The sequence below is a fragment of the Streptomyces cinerochromogenes genome (genome assembly GCF_014648635.1).
GTDB lineage: Bacteria > Actinomycetota > Actinomycetes > Streptomycetales > Streptomycetaceae > Streptomyces > Streptomyces cinerochromogenes.
The window spans coordinates 54,943-77,243 of the sequence record NZ_BMRM01000007.1; the positions used below are offsets into that span (position 1 = coordinate 54,943).

At 77.5% G+C, this 22,301-nt stretch carries 3 protein-coding genes; all 3 read left to right on the top strand.

All coding sequences use genetic code 11. From position 1 onward, the window contains the following. Window positions 1–109: 109 nt before the first annotated feature. From IEZ20_RS40600 to IEZ20_RS15415, 3 genes are read left to right on the top strand one after another with little or no spacing between them, the layout of a single operon-like run. Window positions 110–9,841, top strand: a complete 9,732-nt coding sequence (locus tag IEZ20_RS40600) for a type I polyketide synthase (RefSeq protein WP_373303935.1) — start codon at window positions 110–112, stop codon at window positions 9,839–9,841. Continuing rightward, window positions 9,841–21,840 (top strand): type I polyketide synthase, encoded by a 12,000-nt coding sequence (locus IEZ20_RS15400; protein ID WP_268253054.1) that lies wholly within the window; start codon window positions 9,841–9,843, stop codon window positions 21,838–21,840. Before IEZ20_RS40600 ends, IEZ20_RS15400 begins: the two co-directional genes overlap by 1 nt. Before the next feature lies 1 nt (window position 21,841). Then, the gene (locus IEZ20_RS15415) at window positions 21,842–22,297 is read left to right on the top strand and encodes a nuclear transport factor 2 family protein (RefSeq protein ID WP_189298626.1); all 456 of its coding nucleotides are present in this window, start codon (window positions 21,842–21,844) and stop codon (window positions 22,295–22,297) included. The last annotated feature ends 4 nt before the right edge of the window (window positions 22,298–22,301 follow it).

The following is a 22,301-nucleotide window of genomic DNA, read 5'->3' on the forward strand; positions in this document are numbered from 1 at the left end:
CCCTGGCCCGAGCAGGCCCCGACCGCTCCCCGACAATCCGCGACCGACCATGACACACGAGTGAGGATCGATGGCCGAGGACGAGAAGCTCGTCGAGTACCTCCGGTGGGTGACCACCGACCTGCAGGCGACCCGCCGGCGGCTCGACGAGGTCGAGCAGGCGGCACAGGAGCCCATCGCCATCGTGGCGATGAGCTGCCGGCTGCCCGGTGGCGTCGGCTCGCCCGAGGAGCTGTGGCGGCTGGTGTCCTCCGGTACCGACGCCGTCACCGGCTTCCCCACCGACCGGGGCTGGGACCTGGACGCCCTGTACGACCCGGACCCGGACCGCGCGGGCACGTCGTACACCCGCCACGGCGGATTCGTGGACGGCTGCGCCGACTTCGACCCCGGTTTCTTCGGGATCAGCCCCAAGGAAACCCTCGCGACCGACCCCCAGCAGCGGCTGCTGCTGGAGCTGGCCTGGGAGGCGTTCGAGCGGGCCGGTCTGCCCGCCGAAGAGCTCCGCGGCAGCAGCACCGGCGTGTTCGCCGGAGTGATGTACAACGACTACGGCAGCCGGTCGAGCCACCCCGCCGGGGACATCGAGGGCTACCTCGGCACCGGCAGCGCCGGCAGTGTCGCCTCCGGCCGCGTGGCCTACACGTTCGGCCTGGAGGGCCCGGCCGTCACCGTCGACACCGCCTGCTCCTCCTCGCTCGTCGCCCTCCACCTCGCCGTCCAGGCGCTGCGCCAGGGCGACTGCGAACTCGCCCTGGCGGGCGGGGTGTCGCTGATGGCCACCCCGGCCACCTTCGTCGGGTTCAGCCGGCAGCGCGGCCTGGCCCCCGACGGCCGGTGCAAGGCGTTCGGGGCCGGCGCGGACGGCACCGGCTGGGCGGAGGGCGCCGGGCTGCTCCTGCTCGAACGGCTCTCCGTGGCCCGCGCCAACAACCACCCGGTCCTGGCCGTCGTCCGGGGCAGCGCGGTCAACCAGGACGGCGCCAGCGGCGCGCTCACCGCACCCAACGGGCCCGCGCAGGAACGTGTCATCGGGCAGGCCCTGGAGAACGCCCGGCTGCGGCCGGACCAGATCGACGCCGTCGAGGCGCACGGCACCGGAACCGTGCTCGGCGACCCCATCGAGGCCCGGGCGCTGCAGTCGGTGTACGGCAGGGAGCGGGCGGCCGGCCGGCCGCTGTGGCTCGGCTCGCTGAAGTCCAACATCGGGCACACCCAGGCGGCGGCGGGGGTCGCCGGGGTGATCAAGACGGTGATGGCGATGCGCCACGGCGTCCTGCCGAGGACCCTGCACGCCGACGAGCCGTCCCCGCACGTGGACTGGCAGGCCGGGCCCCTGGCGCTGCTCACCGAGGCGCGGCCCTGGCCCGACACCGGCGAGCCCCGCCGGGCGGGCGTCTCCGCGTTCGGGATCAGCGGCACCAACGCGCACGTGCTCCTCGAACAGGCCCCGGCCGCCCCGGACCCCGAGCGGACCGAGCAGGCCGGTGACGTGCCGTCGTCCGAGCAGACCGGCCGTGCGCACGGTGGACTGCCGCCGCTGTGGACGCTGTCCGCCAAGAGCCCCGAGGCACTGGGCGCCCAGGCCGAGCGGCTCGCGGCGCACGTACGCGCCCACCCGGAGCTGCGGCCCGCCGACATCGGCTGGTCGCTCGTCCGCACCCGCACGGCGTTCCCGTACCGCGCCGCCGTCGTGGGAGCCGACCGCGAGGAGCTCCTGGCGGCCGTCGACGCGCTGGCGGCCGGGGCGGCCGGCGGTGACGCCCGGACCCCGGCCGGCACCGGCCGGGCCGTCCTCGTCTTCCCCGGAGCCTTCCCCGGAGACCTCCCCGGAGACCCCGCGGTCACCTCCGCCCTGCCCGGCACCGACGACCAGTGGATCCGCACGGCGCGTGAACTGCTGGACTCCTCACCGGTGTTCGCCCGGCGGATCGAGGAGTGCGCCGAGGCCCTGCGCCCGTACACCGACTGGTCGCTGACCGACGTCCTGCGCGGCACGCCCGGGGCGCCCGCGCCGGCCGGCACCGAGGTCGCCCAGCCCGCGCTGTGGGCCGTCATGGTCTCCCTGGCCGCCCTCTGGGAGTCCTGCGGCGTGCGGATATCCGCCGTCCTCGGTCACTCGGACGGCGAGGTCGCCGCGGCCACCGTCAGCGGCTCCCTGGCGCTGCCGGACGCCGCCCGCGTGGTGGCGCTGCGGGCCCGCGCGCTCGCCTCGCTGAGCGGCGGCGGCCTGCTGTCCGTCGCCGCGGCACCCGACGCCGTACGCGCCTGGCTGGAGGCCGGGACCGGCTCGCTGACCCTCGCGGCCGTCGACGGACCCCGGTCCGTGGTCGTCGCCGGACCCGACGCGGACCTCGACGCGCTGCGCGCGCGGTGCGAGGCCGAGGGGGTCCCGGCGCGACGCCTCCCCGTGGCCCACGCCGCCCACACGCCGCAGGTCGAAGCGGTCCGCGAGGAGCTGGCCGCCGCGCTCGCCCCGGTGGCGCCGCGCGCCGGCCGGCTGCCCGTGTACTCCGCCGCCACCGGCGGGCCCGTGGAACCGGCCGCCCAGGACGGCGACTTCTGGTACCGCGGCCTGCGGCAGCCGGCGGAGTTCGAGCAGGCCACGCGCGCCCTGCTCGCCGACGGCTACGACCTGTTCATCGAGTGCGCTCCGCACCCCGTCCTCACCCGGGCCCTGGGCGAGACCGTGGAGGAGGCGGCGGCCGTCGTCGGCGTCCCGGACGGCGGTGACGCCGGTCCGCGCCGGTTCGCCGGCGCGGTCGCCGAGGCGGTGGCGGCCGGAGCCCGCCTGGACGCCGACCGGTACTTCGGCGCCGCGCACCGCGTCGACCTCCCCACCTACGCCTTCCAGCGCACCCGGTTCTGGCTGGAGGGCGACGCCGCTGCCGCACCACGGCCCGCCGCCGCGTCCGCGTCCGGGGAACCCTGGCGGCTGGAGGTGACGGAACCCGGCGACCTCGCCAGCCTCGCGCCCGTGCCCGCCTCCGACGTACGGGACCGGCTCGCGCCGCACGAGATCCGCGTCGCCGTCCGCGCCACCGGACTGCACTTCGGGGACGTCCTCGTCGGCCTCGGCCTCGCCACGCACGGCGAGGGCGGCACGGCACCCGGCGTGGAGGCCGCCGGTGTCGTCCTCGACACCGGAGCCGGCGTCACGGACATCGCCGTGGGCGACGCGGTGATGGGCCTGTTCCCGCGCGGCGCCGCCGGCCCGTTCGCCGTCACCGACCACCGCTACACCGTCCGCGTCCCCGACGGATGGTCCTTCGCCCAGGCCGCGGCGGTCCCGCTGGCCTTCCTGACCGCCCACCACGCCCTGTTCGCGCTCGCCGCGCTGCGTCCCGGCGAGACGGTGCTGGTCCACGCCGCGAGCGGCGGCACCGGACGCGCCGCCGTCCAGCTGGCCCTGCACCACGGGGCCCGGGTGCTCGCCACCGACACCCCCGACCACGCGGAGGCCCTGCGCGCGCTCGGGCTGCCCGAGGACCGGCTCGCCTCCTCGGCCACCCCCGACTTCGCGGCACCGCTCCTCGCCGCCACCGGCGGACAGGGCGCCGATGTCGTGGTCAACTGCCTGACGGGGGAGCTCACCGACGCCGGCCTGCGGCTGCTGCCGCGCGGCGGGCGGTTCGTGGAGACCGGCCGCACGGAGATCCGCGACGCCGGCCGGGTCGCCGCGGACCACCCCGGCGTCGTCTACCTGACGGCCGACCTGGCCGACGCCGGACCGGACCGGATCCGTGCGGCCCTGACCGAGCTGGCCGCGCTGTTCGCCGACGGGACGCTGCACCCGCCGTCCGTACCCGTCTGGGACGTCGACCGGGCCTCCGAGGCGCTGGAACGCCTCGCCGCGGACCGGCACGCCGGCCAGGCCGTCCTCGTCCTGCCCCGGCCCGAACACCCCGGCGCCGCCGCGCCCGTCGCCCCGGCGGACGCCGGCGCGCTGGGCGGGATGGACCCGGCCGCCCGCCGCGCGTTCGTGCTGGACGCCGTCCGCACGCAGGTCGCCGCGGTCCTCGGCCACGACGACCCGCAGGCGATCGGGTACGACCAGAACTTCCAGGAACTCGGGCTCGACTCGCTCACCGCGGTGCAGCTGCGCAACCGGCTGCGCACGGCGATCGGACTGCGGCTCCCGGCGACCCTCGTCTACGACCACCCCACCCCGCGGGCGGTCGCCGAACACGTCCTCGCCCGCACCGACGGACAGCCGGCCGGCGGCGCCGACGCGACGGCGGCCGAGGGCACGACCGCGCACCGAGGCGACCGGTCCGACCCGGCCGCCGACGCCCTCGCCATCGTCGCGATGAGCTGCCGCTTCCCGGGCGGCGTGCACTCACCGGAACAGCTCTGGCAGGTGCTCGACAACGGGATCGACGCCATCGGCGACTTCCCCGACGACCGCGGCTGGAACCTCGCCGAACTCCACCACCCCGACCCCGACCGGCCCGGCACCACGTACGCCCGCCAGGGCGGCTTCCTCGACACCGTCGCCGACTTCGACGCGGACTTCTTCGGGATCTCGCCGCGCGAGGCCCTCGCGATGGACCCCCAGCAGCGGCTGCTGCTGGAGACCACCTGGGAGGCGTTCGAACGCGGCGGCATCGACCCCACACGGGTGACCGCGGGCCAGGTCGGCGTCTTCGTCGGCACCAACGGACAGGACTACCCGAGGGTGCTGGCCACCGGCAAGGACGACCTGGAGGGCTACGTCGGCACCGGCAACGCCGCCAGCGTCCTCGCCGGGCGCCTCGCCTACGCGTTCGGCTTCGGCGGCCCCGCCGTCACCGTCGACACCGCCTGCTCCTCCTCCCTGGTGGCGCTGCACTGGGCCGGGCAGGCGCTGCGCCGGGGCGAGTGCTCGCTCGCGCTGGTGGGCGGCGTCACGCTGATGGCCAGCCCGCTGCTGTTCACCGAGTTCAACCGGCAGAAGGTGCTCTCCCCGGGCGGCAGGTGCCGTTCGTTCTCCGCCGACGCGGACGGCACCAGCTGGAGCGAGGGCGTCGGCGTGCTGCTCGTGGAGCGGCTCTCCGACGCGCAGCGCCACGGGCACCGGGTGCTGGCCGTGGTCCGCGGCTCCGCCGTCAACTCCGACGGCGCCAGCAACGGCCTGACCGCGCCCAACGGCCCCGCCCAGGAACGGGTCGTCCGCAGCGCGCTCGCCGACGCCGGCCTGACCCCCGCCGACGTGGACGCGGTGGAGGCGCACGGCACCGGCACCAAGCTCGGCGACCCCGTCGAGGCCCAGGCGCTGATCGCCACCTACGGGCAGCAGCGCCCCGACGGCGCCCCGCTGCTGCTGGGCTCGCTGAAGTCGAACATCGGACACACCCAGGCCGCCTCCGGCGTCGCCGGGATCATCAAGCTGGTCGAGGCGATGCGCCACGAACGGCTGCCGCGGACCCTGCACGTGACCGAGCCGACCCCGCACGTCGACTGGTCGGCCGGGGCGGTGGAGCTGCTGGTGGAACCCCGCGACTGGCGGCGCGGCGGGCGCCCGCGCCGGGCCGGGGTGTCCTCCTTCGGCATCAGCGGCACCAACGCGCACGTCATCGTCGAGGAGCCCCCTGCCGTCCCCGCGCCGGACACCCGGACGCAGACCCCCTCGGCCCAGGACACCCCCTCGGGCCAGGACACCACCCCCTCCGGCCAGGACACCACCCCCTCCGGCCAGGACACCACCCCCTCCGGCCAGGACACCCCCGCCGAGCCGGACGGCCGCCCGGTGGCGTGGACGCTGTCCGCCAGGAGCCCCGAGGCCCTCCGCGGCCAGGCCCGGAGCCTGGCCGAGCACCTGGCGTCCGCCGCGCCCGCGCCGCGCCCGCTGGACGTCGCCTGGTCCCTCGCCACGACCCGTGCGGCCCTGCGGCACCGGGCCGTCGTCCTGGTGGGGGACACCCGGGACACGGAGGCCGCCGCGCAGGCGTCCGCCGCGCTCGCCGCCCTGGCCGCCGGCCAGGACGCCGCCGGGCTCGTCCGCGCACAGGCCCGCGAGGACCACCGGACCGCGTTCCTCTTCGCGGGCCAGGGCAGTCAGGCCGCCGGCATGGGACGGGAGCTGTACGCCGCCCACCCCGGCTACGCCGACGCCTTCGACGCGGCGTGCGCCGCGCTCGACCCGCAGCTGCCGCGACCGCTGCGCGAGGTCGTGTTCGCCGGGGCCGGCTCCGCCACGGCCGGGCTGATCGACCGCACGGAGTACGCGCAGCCGGCGCTGTTCGCGTTCGAGGTGGCGCTCTTCAGGCTGCTGGAGTCCTGGGGCGTCCGCCCCGATCTCCTCGCCGGGCACTCGATCGGCGAGATCGCCGCCGCGCACGTGGCGGGGGTGCTCTCCCTCGCCGACGCCGCGGCCCTGGTCGCGGCCCGGGGCCGGCTGATGCAGGCCCTGCCGGAGGGCGGCGCCATGGCCGCCGTGGAGGCCGACCCGGCGGAGCTGGCCGGCCTGCTCGGCGACGCCGGCGGCCACGTCGCGATCGCGGCGGTCAACGGGCCCCGGGCGAGCGTGCTCTCCGGTGAGCGGGACGCGGTGGCCGAGGTGGTCGCCGTACTGAAGGAGCGGGGCCGGCGCGTCTCCTGGCTGCGGGTCAGCCACGCCTTCCACTCCCCGCTCATGGACCCGATGCTCGCCGAGTTCGAGGCGGTCGCGCGGCGGCTGACGTACAGCCCGCCGCGCATCCCCGTGGTCTCCTCCCTCACCGGCCGCCCCGCGACCGCCGAGGACCTGTGCTCGCCCGGCTACTGGGTCCGCCACGTCCGCGACACCGTGCTCTTCCACGACGCCGTACGCTCCCTGGACGAGGCCGGGGCGAGCCTCTACGTCGAGCTGGGCCTCGGCGCGCTCGGCCCGATGGCCGCCGACAGCCTCGACGGCCGCGGCACCGTCGTGGCGGCGCAGCGCAGGGACCGGCCGCAGGAGGCCGCGCTGCTGCACGCCGTCGGCACCCTGCACGCCCACGGCATCCCGGTGGACTGGGCCGCCGTCCTCGCCGGGCGCGGGGCGCGGACGGTCCAGCTGCCCACGTACGCCTTCCAGCGCAGCCGCTACTGGCCGCGCCGCGGTGTCGCCCCCGGCGCCGGACCCGGCACCGGCTTCGGCCCCGGCGCCGGGCACCCCGTGCTCGGCCCGGTGGTACGGCTGGGCGACAGCGACCGGTTCGTGGCCACGGGCCGGCTCTCCACGACGACCGTGCCGTGGCTCCCCGAGCACGAGGTGTTCGGCGCGACGGTCGCACCCGGCACCCTCCCCCTGGAACTGGCCGTGCAGGCCGCGGAGGCCGTGGGCAGCCCGGTGGTGCGGGAACTGACCCTGCACGCCCCGCTGCTCCTCGGCCCCGGCGACGACCTCGAACTCCAGTTGCTGCTCGACGAACCGGACGACTCCGGCGGCCGGCCCCTGCGCCTGTACGCCCGCCCCCACGACGGCACGGACCCGGGCCGCTGGACCCTGCACGCGAGCGGCGCGCTGGCCGACGGCGACCCCACGCCCGAACCGGACCTGCGCGTCTGGCCGCCCGAGGGCGCCGTGCCCGTCGGGGTCGACGGCCTGTACGACGACTTCGCCGCGCAGGGCGTCCGCTACGGCCCGCTGTTCCGGGGCGTGCGGTCCGCCTGGCGCGACGGCGACGTGCTCTACGCCGACGTCGCCCTCCCGGACGGCGCCGACACCGGAGCCTTCGCGGTGCACCCCGCCCTCTGGGACGCCGCCCAGCACCTGGCCGCGATGGACGGACTGGGCTCCGGCTCGGGCGCGGCGGTGCCGTTCTCCTGGGCGGGAGTCCGGCTGCACGCCGCCGGGGCCACGCGCCTGCGGGTGCGGATCGCCCCGGCCGGCGAGGACACCGTCACCATGCAGATCTCCGACGGCCGGGGCGACCCGGTGGCCGGCGTCGCCCGGCTGACCGCACGGCGCGTGTCCGCCCGCCACATCGGCACCGAGCCCGCCCCCGAGCCGACCGGCCTGTACCGCGTCGGCTGGACCCCGCTCCCCGCCCCCGCGCCCACCGCACGGCCCGCCCTCGCCTGGCTGGGCACGGCCCCTGTACCCGCAGCCCTCACCGGCGTCCACCCCGGCGCGGACGCCGACTTCACCCTCGTACCGATCACCGCCGGCGACGGCTCCCCGGACTCCGTGGCCGCCGCGGCGGCGCAGGCCCTCGCCGCCCTCCAGCCCTGGCTGGCCGACAGCGAGCGGTCCGCGCGCGGACGGCTGGTGCTGGTCACCACGGGAGCCGTCGCCTGCACCCCGGAGGAGGGGCTGGACGATCCCGCCCAGTCGGCCGTGTGGGGACTGGCCCGTGCCGCGCAGGCGGAGTACCCCGGCCGGGTGATCGTCGCCGACCTGGACGGCAGCGACGCGGCCTGGGCCGCCCTGCCCGCCGCCCTGGCCACGGACGAGCCGCAACTCGCCCTGCGCGCCGACCGGGTACTCGTGCCCCGGCTGGACCGCGCCCCCGCACCGGGCGGCGAGCCCGGGACCGTCCTCGACCCGGACGGCACGGTCCTGATCACCGGCGGTACCGGCGACCTGGGCGCGCTCGTCGCCCGGCACCTCGTCACCGCGCACGGCGTGCGCAGCCTCCTGCTGACCAGCCGCCGGGGCCCGGCCGCCGACGGCGCGGCCGAACTCGCCGCCGAACTGCGCGCGCAGGGCGCCGACGTGACGGTGGCCGCCTGCGACGCGGCCGACCGCGACGCGCTGGCCGCGCTGCTCGCCGCCGTACCGGCCGACCGGCCGCTGACCGCGGTGGTGCACGCCGCGGGCGTCCTGGACGACGGCGTGCTCGGCTCCCTCACCCCGCAGCGCCTGGCCGGCGTCATGGCGCCGAAGGCCGTCGCCGCCCGGCACCTGCACGAGCTGACCCGGGAGCTGCCGCTGGCCGCCTTCGTCCTGTTCTCCTCGGCGTCCGGTGTCCTCGGCTCCGCCGGGCAGGGCGCCTACGCCGCCGCCAACAGCTTCCTCGACGGCCTCGCCGCGCACCGCGCCGCCGCCGGACTGCCCGCGACGTCCCTCGCGTGGGGCCTGTGGCACCAGGAGCGGGGCGGCATGGCGGGCGGCCTGACCGACTCCGAGCGCGACCGCATCACCCGCGCCGGTTTCGGCGCGATCGCCCCCGACGCCGGACTGGCCATGTTCGACGCCGCGCTCCGCCGGCCGGAACCCGTCCTCGTCGCCGCCCGGTTCGACCTGCCGCTGCTCCAGCCGCGCAGCCAGAACCCCGACTTCCCGCCGGTGCTCCGGGGCCTGGTGCGCCCCGCCCGCACCCCCGCGGCCGCCCCCGGAGCCACCGCCCCCGCGGGCGGGCCGTCGCTCACCGACCGGCTGCTCCCCCTGGACGACGCCGGGCGGGAGAGCCTGCTGCTCGACCTCGTCCTCACCCAGGCGGCGGCGGTGCTCGGACACAGCTCGCCGCACGCCGTCCCGGCGGACCGGTCCTTCACCGAGTCCGGGCTGGACTCCCTCGCGGCCGTGGAGATCCGCGGCCGGCTCGACGCCGCCACCGGCGTCCGGCTCCCGGCCACCGTGGTCTTCGACCACCCCACGCCCGCCGCCCTCGCCGCCCACCTGAAGGAGACCCTCGTCCCCGCCGCGCCCGACCCGGCCGACGCCGCCCTGGCGGACCTCGACCGGCTCCGCGACACCCTCCCGCGGCTGTCCGGCGACCCCGAGGCGGCCGCGCAGATCCGGCTCAGGCTGAAGGGCCTGCTCGCCGCCTGGGACGAGGCCACCGCCGGCGCCGACGCCGCCGCCGACGGCACGCACGACGCGGACGACGCACTCGACGCCGCCGACCTCGGCGAGCTGCTCGACATCATCGACGAAGAACTGGGGAACGCCTGATGACGGGCACCGACCGGACACCGTACGACGACAAGGTCCTCGACTCCCTCAAGCGGCTGACCGCGGAGCTGCGCCAGACCCGCAAGCGGCTGCGGGAAGCGGAGGACGCCGCCCGCGAACCCGTCGCCATCGTCGGCATGGCCTGCCGCTACCCCGGCGGCGTCCGCACGCCCGAGGACCTCTGGCAGCTCGTCGCCGAGGGCCGGGACGCCGTCTCCGCCTTCCCCACCGACCGCGACTGGGACCTCGGCGCCCTGCACGGCCCACAGGCCGGCGACGCCGGCACCAGCCACGCGCACGCGGGCGGATTCCTGTACGACGTCGCCGACTTCGACCCGGCGCCCTTCGGCATCAGCCCGCGCGAGGCGACGGCGATGGACCCCCAGCAGCGCCTGCTGCTGGAGACCGCCTGGGAGGCCTTCGAGCACGCGGGCATCGACCCGGCCACCCTGCGGGGCAGCCGGACCGGCGTCTACGCCGGGATCATGTACCACGACTACGCCTCCCGGCTGAAGGAACTGCCCGAGGAGGTCATGGGCTACCTCGGCACCGGCACCTCCGGCAGCATCGCCTCCGGCCGCATCGCCTACACCTTCGGCCTGGAGGGGCCGGCCGTCACCATCGACACCGCCTGCTCCTCCTCCCTGGTCGCCCTGCACCTCGCCGTCACCGCGCTGCGCAAGGGCGAGTGCTCCCTCGCCATGGCGGGAGGCGCCACCGTGATGGCGTCCCCGCTGCCCTTCGTGGACTTCAGCCGCCAGGAGGGCCTCGCCTCGGACGGCCGGTGCAAGTCCTTCGCCGCCGCCGCCGACGGCACGGGCTGGGCGGAGGGAGCCGGCATGCTCCTGCTGGAGCGGCTCTCCGACGCCCGCCGCAACGGCCACCGCGTCCTCGCCGTGGTCCGCGGCTCCGCCGTCAACCAGGACGGCGCGAGCAACGGCCTGACCGCCCCCAACGGGCCCGCGCAGCGGCGGGTCATCCGGCAGGCCCTCGCCGACGCCGGCCTCGGCCCCGCCGACGTCGACGCCGTGGAGGCGCACGGCACCGGCACCACGCTCGGCGACCCCATCGAGGCCCAGGCCCTGCTCGCCGCCTACGGACAGGGCCGCGCCCCGGAACACCCCCTGCTGCTGGGCTCCCTCAAGTCGAACATCGGCCACACCCAGGCCGCCGCGGGGGTCGGCGGCGTCATCAAGATGGTCCTCGCCCTGCGCGAGCAGCTGCTGCCCAGGACCCTCCACGTCGACGAGCCCACCCCGCACGTCGACTGGTCCTCCGGCACGGTGGAACTCCTCACCGAGCCCCGCCCGTGGCCCCGCGCCGGGACACCGCGGCGCGCCGGCGTCTCGTCCTTCGGTTTCTCCGGCACCAACGCCCACGTCGTCATCGAGGAACCGCCGTCGGAGGCACCGCCGTCCGGGGAACCGTCGTCCGGGGAACCGCCGTCCGAGGAGTCCCGGCCCGCGGCCGGCACAGTGCCGCCGAGGCCCGCCCTGTGGGCCCTGACCGCCACCTCCGAACAGGCCCTGCGCGCCCAGGCCGCCCGCCTCTCCGCGCACCTGCGCCGCCACCCGGACCCCGGCCCCCTCGACGTCGGCTACTCCCTGCTCACCACCCGCACCCCGCTGGAGCACCGCGCGGTCCTGACCGGCGACGACCGCGAGGAACTGCTCCGCGCCGTCGAGGAGTTCGCGGCCGGCCGGCCCGCGCCCGGACTGCTGCACGGGCGCGCCGCCCCCGGCGGACTCGCGATGATGTTCACCGGCGGCGGCAGCCAGCGGCCGGGCATGGGACGCGACCTGTACGCCGCGTTCCCCGCCTTCGCCGACGCGTTCGACGCCGCCTGCGCGGAACTGGACCGGCACCTGCCCGCCCCGCTGCGCCCCGCCGTCTTCGCCGAGCCGGGCCCGGACGGCGACACCCTCCTGGCCGGCCAGGCCTACGCCCAGCCCGCCCTGTTCGCCGTAGAGGTGGCCCTGTTCCGGCTGTTCGGCTCCTGGGGCGTCGAACCCGACCACGTCCTCGGCCACTCGGGCGGCGAACTGGCCGCGGCCCACGTCGCCGGCGTGCTCTCCCTCGCCGACGCGGCGGCCCTGGTCGCCGCGCGGGGCCGGCTCACCCAGGAACTCCCCGTGGGCGGCGCCATGGTGGCGGTCGCCGCCGCCGAGGAGGAGGTCCGCCCCCTGCTCACCGACGGCGCCGAGATCGCGGCCGTCAACAGCCCCGGCGCGGTGGTCCTCACCGGCGACGAGGAGCCCGTCACCGCGCTCGCCGGCCACTTCGCCCGGCAGGGCCGCAAGACCCGCCGGCTGAACGTCAGCTACGCCTCGCACTCCGCCCGCGTCACCCCCATGCTGGCAGAACTCCGGCAGGTCGCCGCCGGCCTCGACTTCCGGCCGCCCCGCATCGGCTTCGTCTCCACCGTCACCGGAGCACCCGCGGACGCCGACGAGCTGTGCACCCCCGAGTACTGGGTGCGCAACGCCCGCCGGCCCGTCCGGTTCGCCGACGCCGTACGCCACCTCGAAGCCGCCGGGGTGCGGACCTTCCTCGAACTCGGGCCCGACGCCTCCCTCACGCCCATGGCCGAGGCCTGCCTGACCGCCGCCTCCGCGGCCGTGCCGGCACAGCGCGCCGGCCGCCCGGAGGCCGCCACGGTGACCACCGCCGCCGGCCACCTCCACACGCGCGGCGCCGGCGTCGACTGGGAGGCGTTCTTCCAGGGCACGCACGCGCGCCGGGTGGAGCTGCCGACGTACGCCTTCCAGCGCAGGCGCCACTGGCTCGAGGCACCGGCCCGCGACCGGGTCGACGTCTCCGCGGCCGGTCTCGGCTTCCCCGACCACCCGCTGCTCGGCGCGAGCGTGCTCGTGGCCGACTCCGAGGAGTACCTCTTCACCGGCCGGCTGACGCCCGCCGCCCAGCCCTGGCTCGCCGACCACGCCGTGGGCGGCTCCGTGCTGCTGCCGGGCACCGCGTTCCTGGAGCTGGCGCTGCGCGCGGGCCTGCACGCGGACTGCGACCACGTCGAGGAACTCACCCTCACCGCCCCCCTGGTGATACCGGCCGACCGGGCCGTGCTGCTGCAGATCCGGGTCGGCACGCCCGGCGAGGACGGCCGGCGGGCGGTCGAGGTGTACGCGCGCGACGAGGACGCCCTGACCGGGCAGCCCTGGGTCCGGCACGCCACCGGTGTGCTGTCCGGCGCGGCCCCGCACCCGCCCCGGACCGACGGCCACCCGGCGCCCTGGCCGCCCGCCGGCGCGACCGCCCTGGACCTGGACGGGCTCTACGACCGCCTGGCCGCCGAAGGCCTCCACTACGGCCCCGCCTTCCAGGGCCTGCGTGCGGCCTGGCAGCGCGGCGGGGAACTGTTCGCCGAGGTCGCCCTGGACGGCGAACAGCACGACGGCGCCCGCGCGTTCGGCCTGCACCCCGCCCTGCTCGACGCGGCCCTGCACGCCCTCGGCCTCGGCACGCTCCCGGGCGCCCCCGACACCGCCTCCCTCCCGTTCTCCTGGCACGGCGTGTCCCTCTTCGCCGCCGGTGCCGTCGCCGCCCGCGTACGGCTCGCCCCGGACGGACCCGGCACGGTCACCGTCGAGGTGGCCGACCAGAGCGGGCGGCCGGTCCTCACCGCCGGGTCGCTGACGCTGCGCCCGGCCGGGAGGCTCACCGAGGGCGCGGGCCCCCGCGAACCGCTGCTCCACCTCACCTGGGCCCCGCCGCGGACACCGGTCGTACCGGCGTCGTACGGCGGGACCGCACCGCTCGCCGAGGCGCTCGGCTCGGCCGCCGCGCCCCCCGACGTGCTGCTCCTGCCGCTCCTCGACACCCCGCCCGCCGACCGGCCGGACCGCGCGGCGGCGGACCGCGCTGCCCACACCCTGGAGCAGCTGCGGGCCTGGCTCGCCGACGACCGGTTCGCTGGCACCCGCCTGGCCGTCGTCACCAGCGGGGCCGTGGCCGCCGGACCCGAGGAGGACGTCACCGACCTGCCGGGCGCCGCCGCCCTCGGCCTGCTGCGGTCGGCCCAGTCGGAGCATCCGGGACGGATCGTCCTGGTGGACACCGACGCCCCCGGGGAACTGTCCCGGGACCTGCCCGCGGCACTCGGCTCGGACGAGCCGGCCGTCGCCCTGCGAGCCGGCCGCCTCCTCGTCCCCCGCCTCACACCCACCGACACCCGGCCCGCCCGCCCGTCCGACGCGTCCTCGGCCGACACCCCGGCCGCTCAGTCGTCCGACGCGGTCCCGGCCGGCACCTCGGCCGCTCAGTCGTCCGACGCGTCCCGGGTCGATACCTCGGCCGTCCGGTCGTCCGACGCGTCCTCGGCCGGCATCTCGGCCGCTCAGTCGTCCAGTGCTGCCCTGGCCGGCACCCGGCCCGCCCGCCCGTCCGATGCGACCCCGGCCGGCACCCCGGCCGTCCAGTCGTCCGACGCGTCCCGGGTCGATACCTCGGCCGTCCAGTCGTCCGACGCGTCCTCGGCCGGCACCTCGGTCGTCCAGTCGTCCGACGCGTCCCCGACCGGCACCCCGGCCGCTCAGTCGTCCGACGCGTCCCCGACCGGCACCCCGGCCGCTCAGTCGTCCGACGCGGTCCCGGCCGGCACCTCGGCCGCTCAGTCGTCCAGCGCGGCCCTGGCCGGCACCCGGCCCGCCCGCCCGTCCGACGCGTCCCCGGCCGACACCCCGGCCGTCCAGTCGTCCGACGCGATCCCGACCGCCACCCCTCCCGTCCGGTCGTCCGACCCCGTGGCCGCCGGCACCCCGTCCGGCCCGCCCCCGGTGCTCGACCCGGACGGTACCGTCCTGATCACCGGGGGAACCGGGGCGCTCGGCGGACTGCTGGCCCGGCATCTCGTCGCCCGGTACGGCGTGCGCCACCTGCTGCTGACCAGCCGCAGCGGCCCGGCCGCCGAGGGCGCGGACGAACTCGCCGCCGGACTGCGCGCCCTGGGCGCCGAGGTCACCGTCGCCGCGTGCGACGCCGCCGACCGGGAGTCCCTGGCCGGCCTCCTGGCCGCGCTGCCGCCGGAGCGTCCGCTGACCGCCGTCGTCCACGCGGCCGGCGTCCTCGACGACGGCACCGTGGAGGCGCTGACCCCGGACCGGGTGCGCCGCGTCATGGCCCCGAAGGCCGACGCCGCCTGGCACCTGCACGAGCTGACCCGGGACATGGACCTGTCCGCCTTCGTGCTGTTCTCCTCGGCGGCCGGTCTGCTCGGCGCCCCCGGCCAGGCCAACTACGCCGCCGCCAACGGCTTCCTCGACGCCCTCGCCGTACACCGCCGCCGGCGCGGACTGCCCGCCCTGTCCCTGGCCTGGGGCCTGTGGGAGGGCACCACGGGCATGGTCGGCACAGTCGACGCCCCGACGCGCCGCCGCCTGGCGGGGCTCGGCATGCGGCCGATCCCCGAGGCCGACGGGCTGGCCCTGTTCGACACCGCCCTCGCCGGGGATGAGCCACTGGTGGCGCCGCTCCACCTGGACCCGCGCCGGCTCGACGCCGCCACCGCGCCGGCGCTGCTGCGCGCCCTGGCGCGGCCCGCACGGCAGCGGCGCACGGCGTCCCCCGCCGAGCCGGGCGGCACCGGCCCCGCCGAACGCCTCTCCGCCCTGCCCGAGGCCGAGCAGCTGCGCGAGCTGACCGAGCTGGTGCGGGCCGAGGCCGCGGCGATCCTCGGGTACGAGAACGCACGGGACGTCCCCGACGACCGCACCTTCGCGGAAGTCGGCTTCGACTCGCTCGCCGCGATCGAACTGCGCAACCGGCTCGGCGCGCACACCGGCCTGCGGCTGCCGACGACCATGGTCTTCGACCACCCGACCCCCGGCGACCTCGCCGCACGCCTGCGCGTGCTGCTGTCCGGCACCGCGGCGGCGGCCGCCGCGCCGGTCCGCGGCTCCGCGGCCCCCGCCGACGAGCCGATCGCCATCATCGGCATGGCCTGCCGCTACCCCGGTGGCGTGACCTCCCCCGAGGAGCTGTGGGACCTCGTCGTGTCGGGCCGCGACGCCATCGCGGAGATGCCCCGCGACCGGGGCTGGGACATCGACGGCCGCTACGACCCCGACCCCGAACCCGGCCGGCGCGGCACCATCGCCACCCGCCACGGCGGATTCCTCGACGGCGCCGCCGACTTCGACCCCGGCTTCTTCGGCATCAGCCCGCGCGAGGCCCTCGCCATGGACCCGCAGCAGCGGCTGCTGCTGGAGGTGTCGTGGGAGGCGTTCGAACGGGCGGGCATCGACCCGCTGTCGGCGCGCGGCAGCGACACGGGCGTCTTCGCGGGCGTGATGTACCACGACTACGGCTCCTGGGCCGTGGACGGCGCCCCCGAGGACGTGGAGGGCTACCTCGGCTCGGGCACCGCGGGCAGCGTCGCCTCCGGCCGCGTCGCCTACGCGCTCGGCCTCGAAGGCCCCGCCGTGACCGTGGACACCGCCTGCTCGTCGTCGCTGGTGGCGCTGCACCTCGCCGCCCAGGCGCTCCGCTCCGGCGAGTGCTCCCTCGCCCTGGCCGGAGGCGCCACCGTCATGGCGACCCCGGGGCCGTTCATCGAGTTCAGCCGTCAGCGGGGCCTCGCCCCCGACGGCCGGTGCAAGTCGTTCGCCGCCGGCGCGGACGGCACCGGCTGGGGCGAGGGCGTCGCGGTCCTCCTCGTCGAACGGCTCTCGGACGCCCGCCGCAACGGTCACCGCGTCCTCGCGGTGGTGCGCGGCACCGCGGTCAACCAGGACGGTGCCAGCAACGGGCTGACCGCGCCCAGCGGGCCGGCGCAGCAGCGCGTCATCCGGCAGGCGCTGGCCGCCGCCGGACTGACCGCCCGCCAGGTCGACGCCGTCGAGGCGCACGGCACCGGCACGGTGCTGGGCGACCCCATCGAGGCCCAGGCCCTGCTGGCGACCTACGGCAGCGAACACGACCCGGACCGGCCCCTGTGGCTCGGCTCCCTCAAGTCGAACATCGGGCACGCGCAGGCCGCGGCGGGCGTCGGCGGCGTGATCAAGATGGTGCAGGCGATGCGCCACGGGACGCTCCCGCGGACCCTGCACGTCGATCGCCCCACCCCCCACGTCGACTGGTCGGCCGGCGGGGTACGGCTCCTGACCGACGCCGTCGACTGGCCCGCCACCGGAGAGCCGCGCCGGGCCGGCGTCTCCTCCTTCGGGATCAGCGGCACCAACGCCCACGCCGTCATCGAACAGGCCCCCGACGACCTGGCCGCACCCGCCCCGGACCCGGCGCCCGCCGGCCCCGCCCGGGAGCCGCGGGACGACGGCGCGCCCTGGCTGCTGTCGGCCTCGACCCCGGCGGCCCTGCGCGACCAGGCACGGCGCCTGCTGGAGCATCTGCGCGCCCGGCCGGACACCCCCGCCGCCGACCTCGCCTTCAGCCTCGCCACCACCCGCTCCGCGCTCCGCCACCGCGCGGCCGTCGTCGCCGTCGGACCGCAGGAGCGGACGGCCGCCCTGGAGCGGCTCGCCGGCACCGGGACGCCCGGGACCGGCGCCCTGACCGGACGCACCGCCGACGGCACCGTGGCCTTCCTCTTCAGCGGCCAGGGCAGCCAGCGGCCCGGCATGGGACGCGAACTGGCCGCGGCCGACCCGGTCTTCGCCAAGGCCCTGGACGAGGTCTGCGGATACGTCGACCCGCTCCTGGAACGGCCCCTGCGCGAGGTGCTGTTCGCCGAGCCGGGCACCGCCGACGCCGCTCTGCTGGACCGCACCGACTACACCCAGCCGGCCCTGTTCGCCGTGGAGACGGCGCTGGCGCACCGGCTGCGGTCGTGGGGCGTACGGCCCGACGTGCTGGCCGGCCACTCCCTCGGCGAGCTGGTCGCCGCCCACGTCGCGGGAGTCCTGAGCCTGGAGGACGCGGCCACGCTGGTGGCGGCGCGCGGCCGGCTGATGCAGGCGCTGCCGGTCCACGGCGCGATGGCGGCCGTCCAGGCGCCCGAGGAGGAGGTCGCGGCGCTCCTGACGGACGGGGTCGCGCTCGCCGCCGTCAACGGGCCGGCCTCCGTGGTCGTGTCCGGCGACGCGGACGCGGTGGACGCGCTGACCGCCCGGCTCACGGAGGCCGGCCGCCGGACCCGGCGGCTGCGCGTCAGCCACGCCTTCCACTCCGCGCACATGGACGGCATGCTCGACGAGTTCCGGCGGATCGCGCGGGGCGTCACCTTCCGGGAACCCTCGCTGCCCGTGGTCTCCGCGACCACCGGCCGGCCCGCCTCCGCCGCCGAACTGTGCTCGCCCGAGTACTGGGTGCGCCAGCTGCGGGAGCCGGTGCGGTTCCGGGACGCCGTGACCCGGCTGGAGGCCGACGGCGCGGCCGTCCTCGTGGAGGTCGGGCCCGGGACCGCGCTCACCGCGGCGGCCCGCGACTGCCTCGCCGACCGCGAACACGCCGTGGTGCCCCTGCTCCGGCCCGGCCTCCCGGAACCCCGGGCCCTGACCACCGCCCTCGCCGAAGCGCACGTCCACGGCGTGGACGTGGACTGGACGGAGTACTTCGAGGGCGCCGGGGCCCGCCGGGTCGACCTGCCGACCTACCCCTTCCAGCGCCGCCGGTACTGGCTCGCGGCCACCCCCCGGCGGGCGGACCGGGAGCATCCCGTGCTGGGCCCCGCCGTCGCCGCCCCCGGCATCGAGGGCTCCGTCCTCACCGGCGAACTCGATGCGCGGACCCGGCCCTGGCTGGCCGAGCACCGCGTCGCCGGTACGGCGGTCCTGCCCGGCGCGGCCCTCGCGGAACTGGCCCTGCGCGCCGGTGCCGAGCTGGGCTGCCCGACGGTCGAGGACCTCGTCCTGGAAGCCCCGCTCACCGTCCCCGACGACACACCCCTCCCGCTGAGCCTGTCCGTACGGGAACCGGACGCCGCCGGCCGCCGGTCCTTCACCGTCCACACCCTGACCGGCACCACCTGGACCCGGCACGCCACCGGCACCCTGTCCGCCGCCGGCCAGAACCCGCCCCCCACAGGGGGGACATGGCCGCCCGCGGGGGCGACGCCCGTGGACCTGGGCGGTGCGTACGAGCGGATGGCCGAGGCCGGGCTGTCGTACGGCCCGGTGTTCCAGGGGCTGCGGGCCGCGTGGCGCGACGGTGACGTGCTGCTCGCCGAGGCCGCCCTCCCCGACGGCACGGACCCGGGTGCCTTCGGTGTGCACCCCGCCCTGCTGGACGCGGCGCTGCACGTCCTGGGGGTCGGGGACGGCGACCGGCCCGCCCCGCCCGTCCTGCCGTTCGCCTGGCGGGGCGTCCGGCTCCACGCCACCGGGGCCCGGGCCGTGCGGGTGCGCCTGACCCCGGCCGGCACCCCGGGGACCGTGGCCGTGGAGCTGACCGACCCCGCCGGTGCTCCGGTCGCCTCCGTCGCCGCCCTGTCCCTGCGCCCGGTGTCCACGGCCCCCGCCGCCGACCGGTCCCTGCTGCGCGTCGACTGGTCTCGCCCGGACGTTCCGGCGCAGGCACCCGACACGCGCGCGTGGACCGTCCTCGGCTCCACCCCGCTCGGCTCCCTGCCCCGGGTGGACGACCCGACCCTGGTCCCGGACGGCACCGACACCGTCCTCGTCCCGTTCCTCACGGCACAGGACCCGCACGACCAGCTCGACTCGCTCGACCCGCTCGGCCCGGCGCCCCTGCACCGGGCGCTGGAGCTGATCCGGGCCTGGCTGTCCGACGCCCGCCGGACACGGTCCCGGCTCGTGGCCGTCACGCGCCGCGCGGTGGCCGCCGGGCCGGAGGAGGACGTACCGGACCTGGCCCACGCCCCCCTGTGGGGGCTGCTGCGCTCCGCGGCCTCCGAGCACCCCGGCCGGTTCGCCGTGGTGGACGTGGACGGCGCCCAGGAGTCCTGGGACGCCCTGCCGGCCGCCGTGGCCTCGGGCGCGGCACAGGTGGCGATCCGCGGGGGAGTACCGCGCACACCCCGCCTCGTGCCCGCGTCCCCCGCTCCCGCGTCCCCCGCTCCCGGTGCCGCCGCCTTCGGACCCGACGGCACGACCGTGGTCACCGGCGCCGCGGGAGCCCTCGGCCGCTCGACGGCCCGTCACCTGGTCGCCGCCCACGGGGTACGGCACGTCCTGCTCGTCGGCCGGCGCGCCGACGACCCCCGACTGGCCGCCCTGGCCGCCGAGATCGAGGGACTCGGCGGCACGGCGACGGCCGCCGGCTGCGACGTCGGCGACCGGGACGCCCTGGCCGCGGTACTGGCCGGCGTCCCGGCGGACCGTCCGGTGACCGCGGTCGTGCACTGCGCGGGCGTCCTGGACGACACGGTCGTGGCGTCCCTGACCCCGCGGCACCTGGAACGCGTGCTGCGCGCGAAGGCGGCCTCGGCCTGGCACCTGCACGAGCTGACCCGGGACACGGAGCTGTCCGCCTTCGTGCTGTTCTCCTCGGCGGCCGGCCTGCTCGGCGCCCCCGGCCAGGCCAACTACGCCGCCGCGAACACGTTCCTGGACGCCCTCGCCCAGCACCGCAGGGCGCACGGCCTGCCCGCGCTGTCCCTCGCCTGGGGGCCGTGGGACCAGGACGGGGAAGGCATGGCGGGCGCCCCCGAACTGCGCCGCACCGCCCGCGCGGGCATCGAGGCGCTGACACCCGAGCGGGGACTCGCCCTGTTCGACGCGGCCGTCGGCGCTCACGCCGCCGACCCGGTCCTGGCCCCGCTCGCCACGGTCCCGGAGCGCCTGCGCGCCCTGGCCGGCGACCCCGGCCTGCCCGAACCGCTACGCCTGCTGGCCCGGCACCCCGCCGGGGCGGCCCGGACCGCGGCGGCACCGGCGAGCGCACCCCCCGCCGACACCGCTGTGCCGGCCGCGCTCCCGGCCGGACTGCGCGGGGCCGCTCTGGAGGACGCGCTGCGCACCGCCGTCCGCACCGAGGCGGCGGCCGTCCTCGGCTTCTCCTCGCCCGACGACGTGGACGAGGACAGCTCACTGCCCGAGCTGGGCATGGACTCGCTCATCGCGGTGGAACTGCGCAACCGGCTGGAGCGGGCCACCGGCCTGCGGCTGGCGGCGACCGTGGTCTTCGACCACCCCACCCTGCCCGCCCTCGTCCGCCACCTGAGGACCGAACTCGCCGCCACCACCGCTGCCGCCGCGGCGCCACCCGAGGACGACGGCGTCGGTGCGCTGTTCCGGCGGGCCCGGGACGCGGGCCGCACCCTGGAGGGCATCGAACTGCTCCGCACGGCCTCCCGGTTCCTCCCCTCCTTCTCCGCTCCCGCCGACCTGAGGGAGCGGCCCGAGCCCGTCCGGCTGGCGAGCGGCGACGGCACGGAGCCCGCGCTGGTCTGCTTCCCCGCGGTGGTCGCCATGTCCGGCCCGCACCAGTTCGCCCGGTTCGCGGGCGCGCTGCGCGGCCGGCGCGAGGTGGTCGCGCTGCCGCAGCCCGGGTTCCTGCCCGGCGAACTCCTCCCCGCCACCCGGGAGGCGGTGGTCGAGGCACAGGCCGAGGCGGTACGGCGGTACGCGGCCGGCCGGCCCGTCGCGCTGCTCGGCTACTCGTCGGGCGGCTGGATCGCCCACGCGGTGGCCGCGCGCCTCGCGGCGGACGGGGAGGCCCCGGCGGCCCTGGTGCTCCTCGACACGTACCTCCAGAGCGAGACGAGCGACACCCTGGCCACCGCCTTGACCGACGGCCTGTTCACCCGGCACGGCGCCGAGGCGGCCACGGACACCCGCTCACTGACCGCGATGGGCGCCTACTTCCGGCTCTTCGCCGACTGGACACCCGCTCGCCCCGCCGCCCCCACCCTCTTCCTGCGCGCCGCCGAGGCACTGCCCGGCACAGAACCACTGCCCGGCACCGCGACCGGACCCCAGCCGTCCTGGGCCGCCGACGCGACGCCGCAGGAGACCCCCGGCGACCACTTCTCGATGCTGGAGGAGCACGCCGGTCCCACCGCACAAGCCGTCCACGCCTGGCTCTCCCGGGCCGGACGGTCCGACACCACGACGCACAGGAGCGCATGACATGACCGAGATCACCCCCGAACTGGTCGAGAAGGCGTACGTCGCCCTCGTCTCCCTGGACCGGGAGGAGGCCGCCAAGTACTGGTCGGAGGACGTCCGTTTCTCGGTCCCCGGCCGCCACGCCCAGGCGGGCTGGCACGTGGGCCTCGACGCCCTCCTCGCCTTCCGGCGCGCGCTGACGGACGCGGCGGGCGGGAAGTTCGAGGTGGAGCTGGTCACTTCCATGATCAGCGGCAACGAGTGCATGGACGTGGTCAAGGTCCACGCGGTCCGCCCCGGCGCCCCGGAGGGCAGCACCTCCCCCTACGACGTCCTCGACGCCGACGGGATACAGGTCTTCCGCTGGGAGGACGGCCGCATCGTCGAGGGCCGGGCCGGCTTCTTCGGCGACGGCTCGACCAACTACGACCAGTGGTGGTCCCCGCTGGACGGCGACGGCGAGCGCCGGTACGTCTGAGTCA

Coding starts and splice junctions, on each gene's coding strand:
- IEZ20_RS15400 (WP_268253054.1), top strand. CDS start 9,841: ATGACGGGCACCGACCGGACACCGTACGACGACAAGGTCCTCGACTCC.
- IEZ20_RS15415 (WP_189298626.1), top strand. CDS start 21,842: ATGACCGAGATCACCCCCGAACTGGTCGAGAAGGCGTACGTCGCCCTC.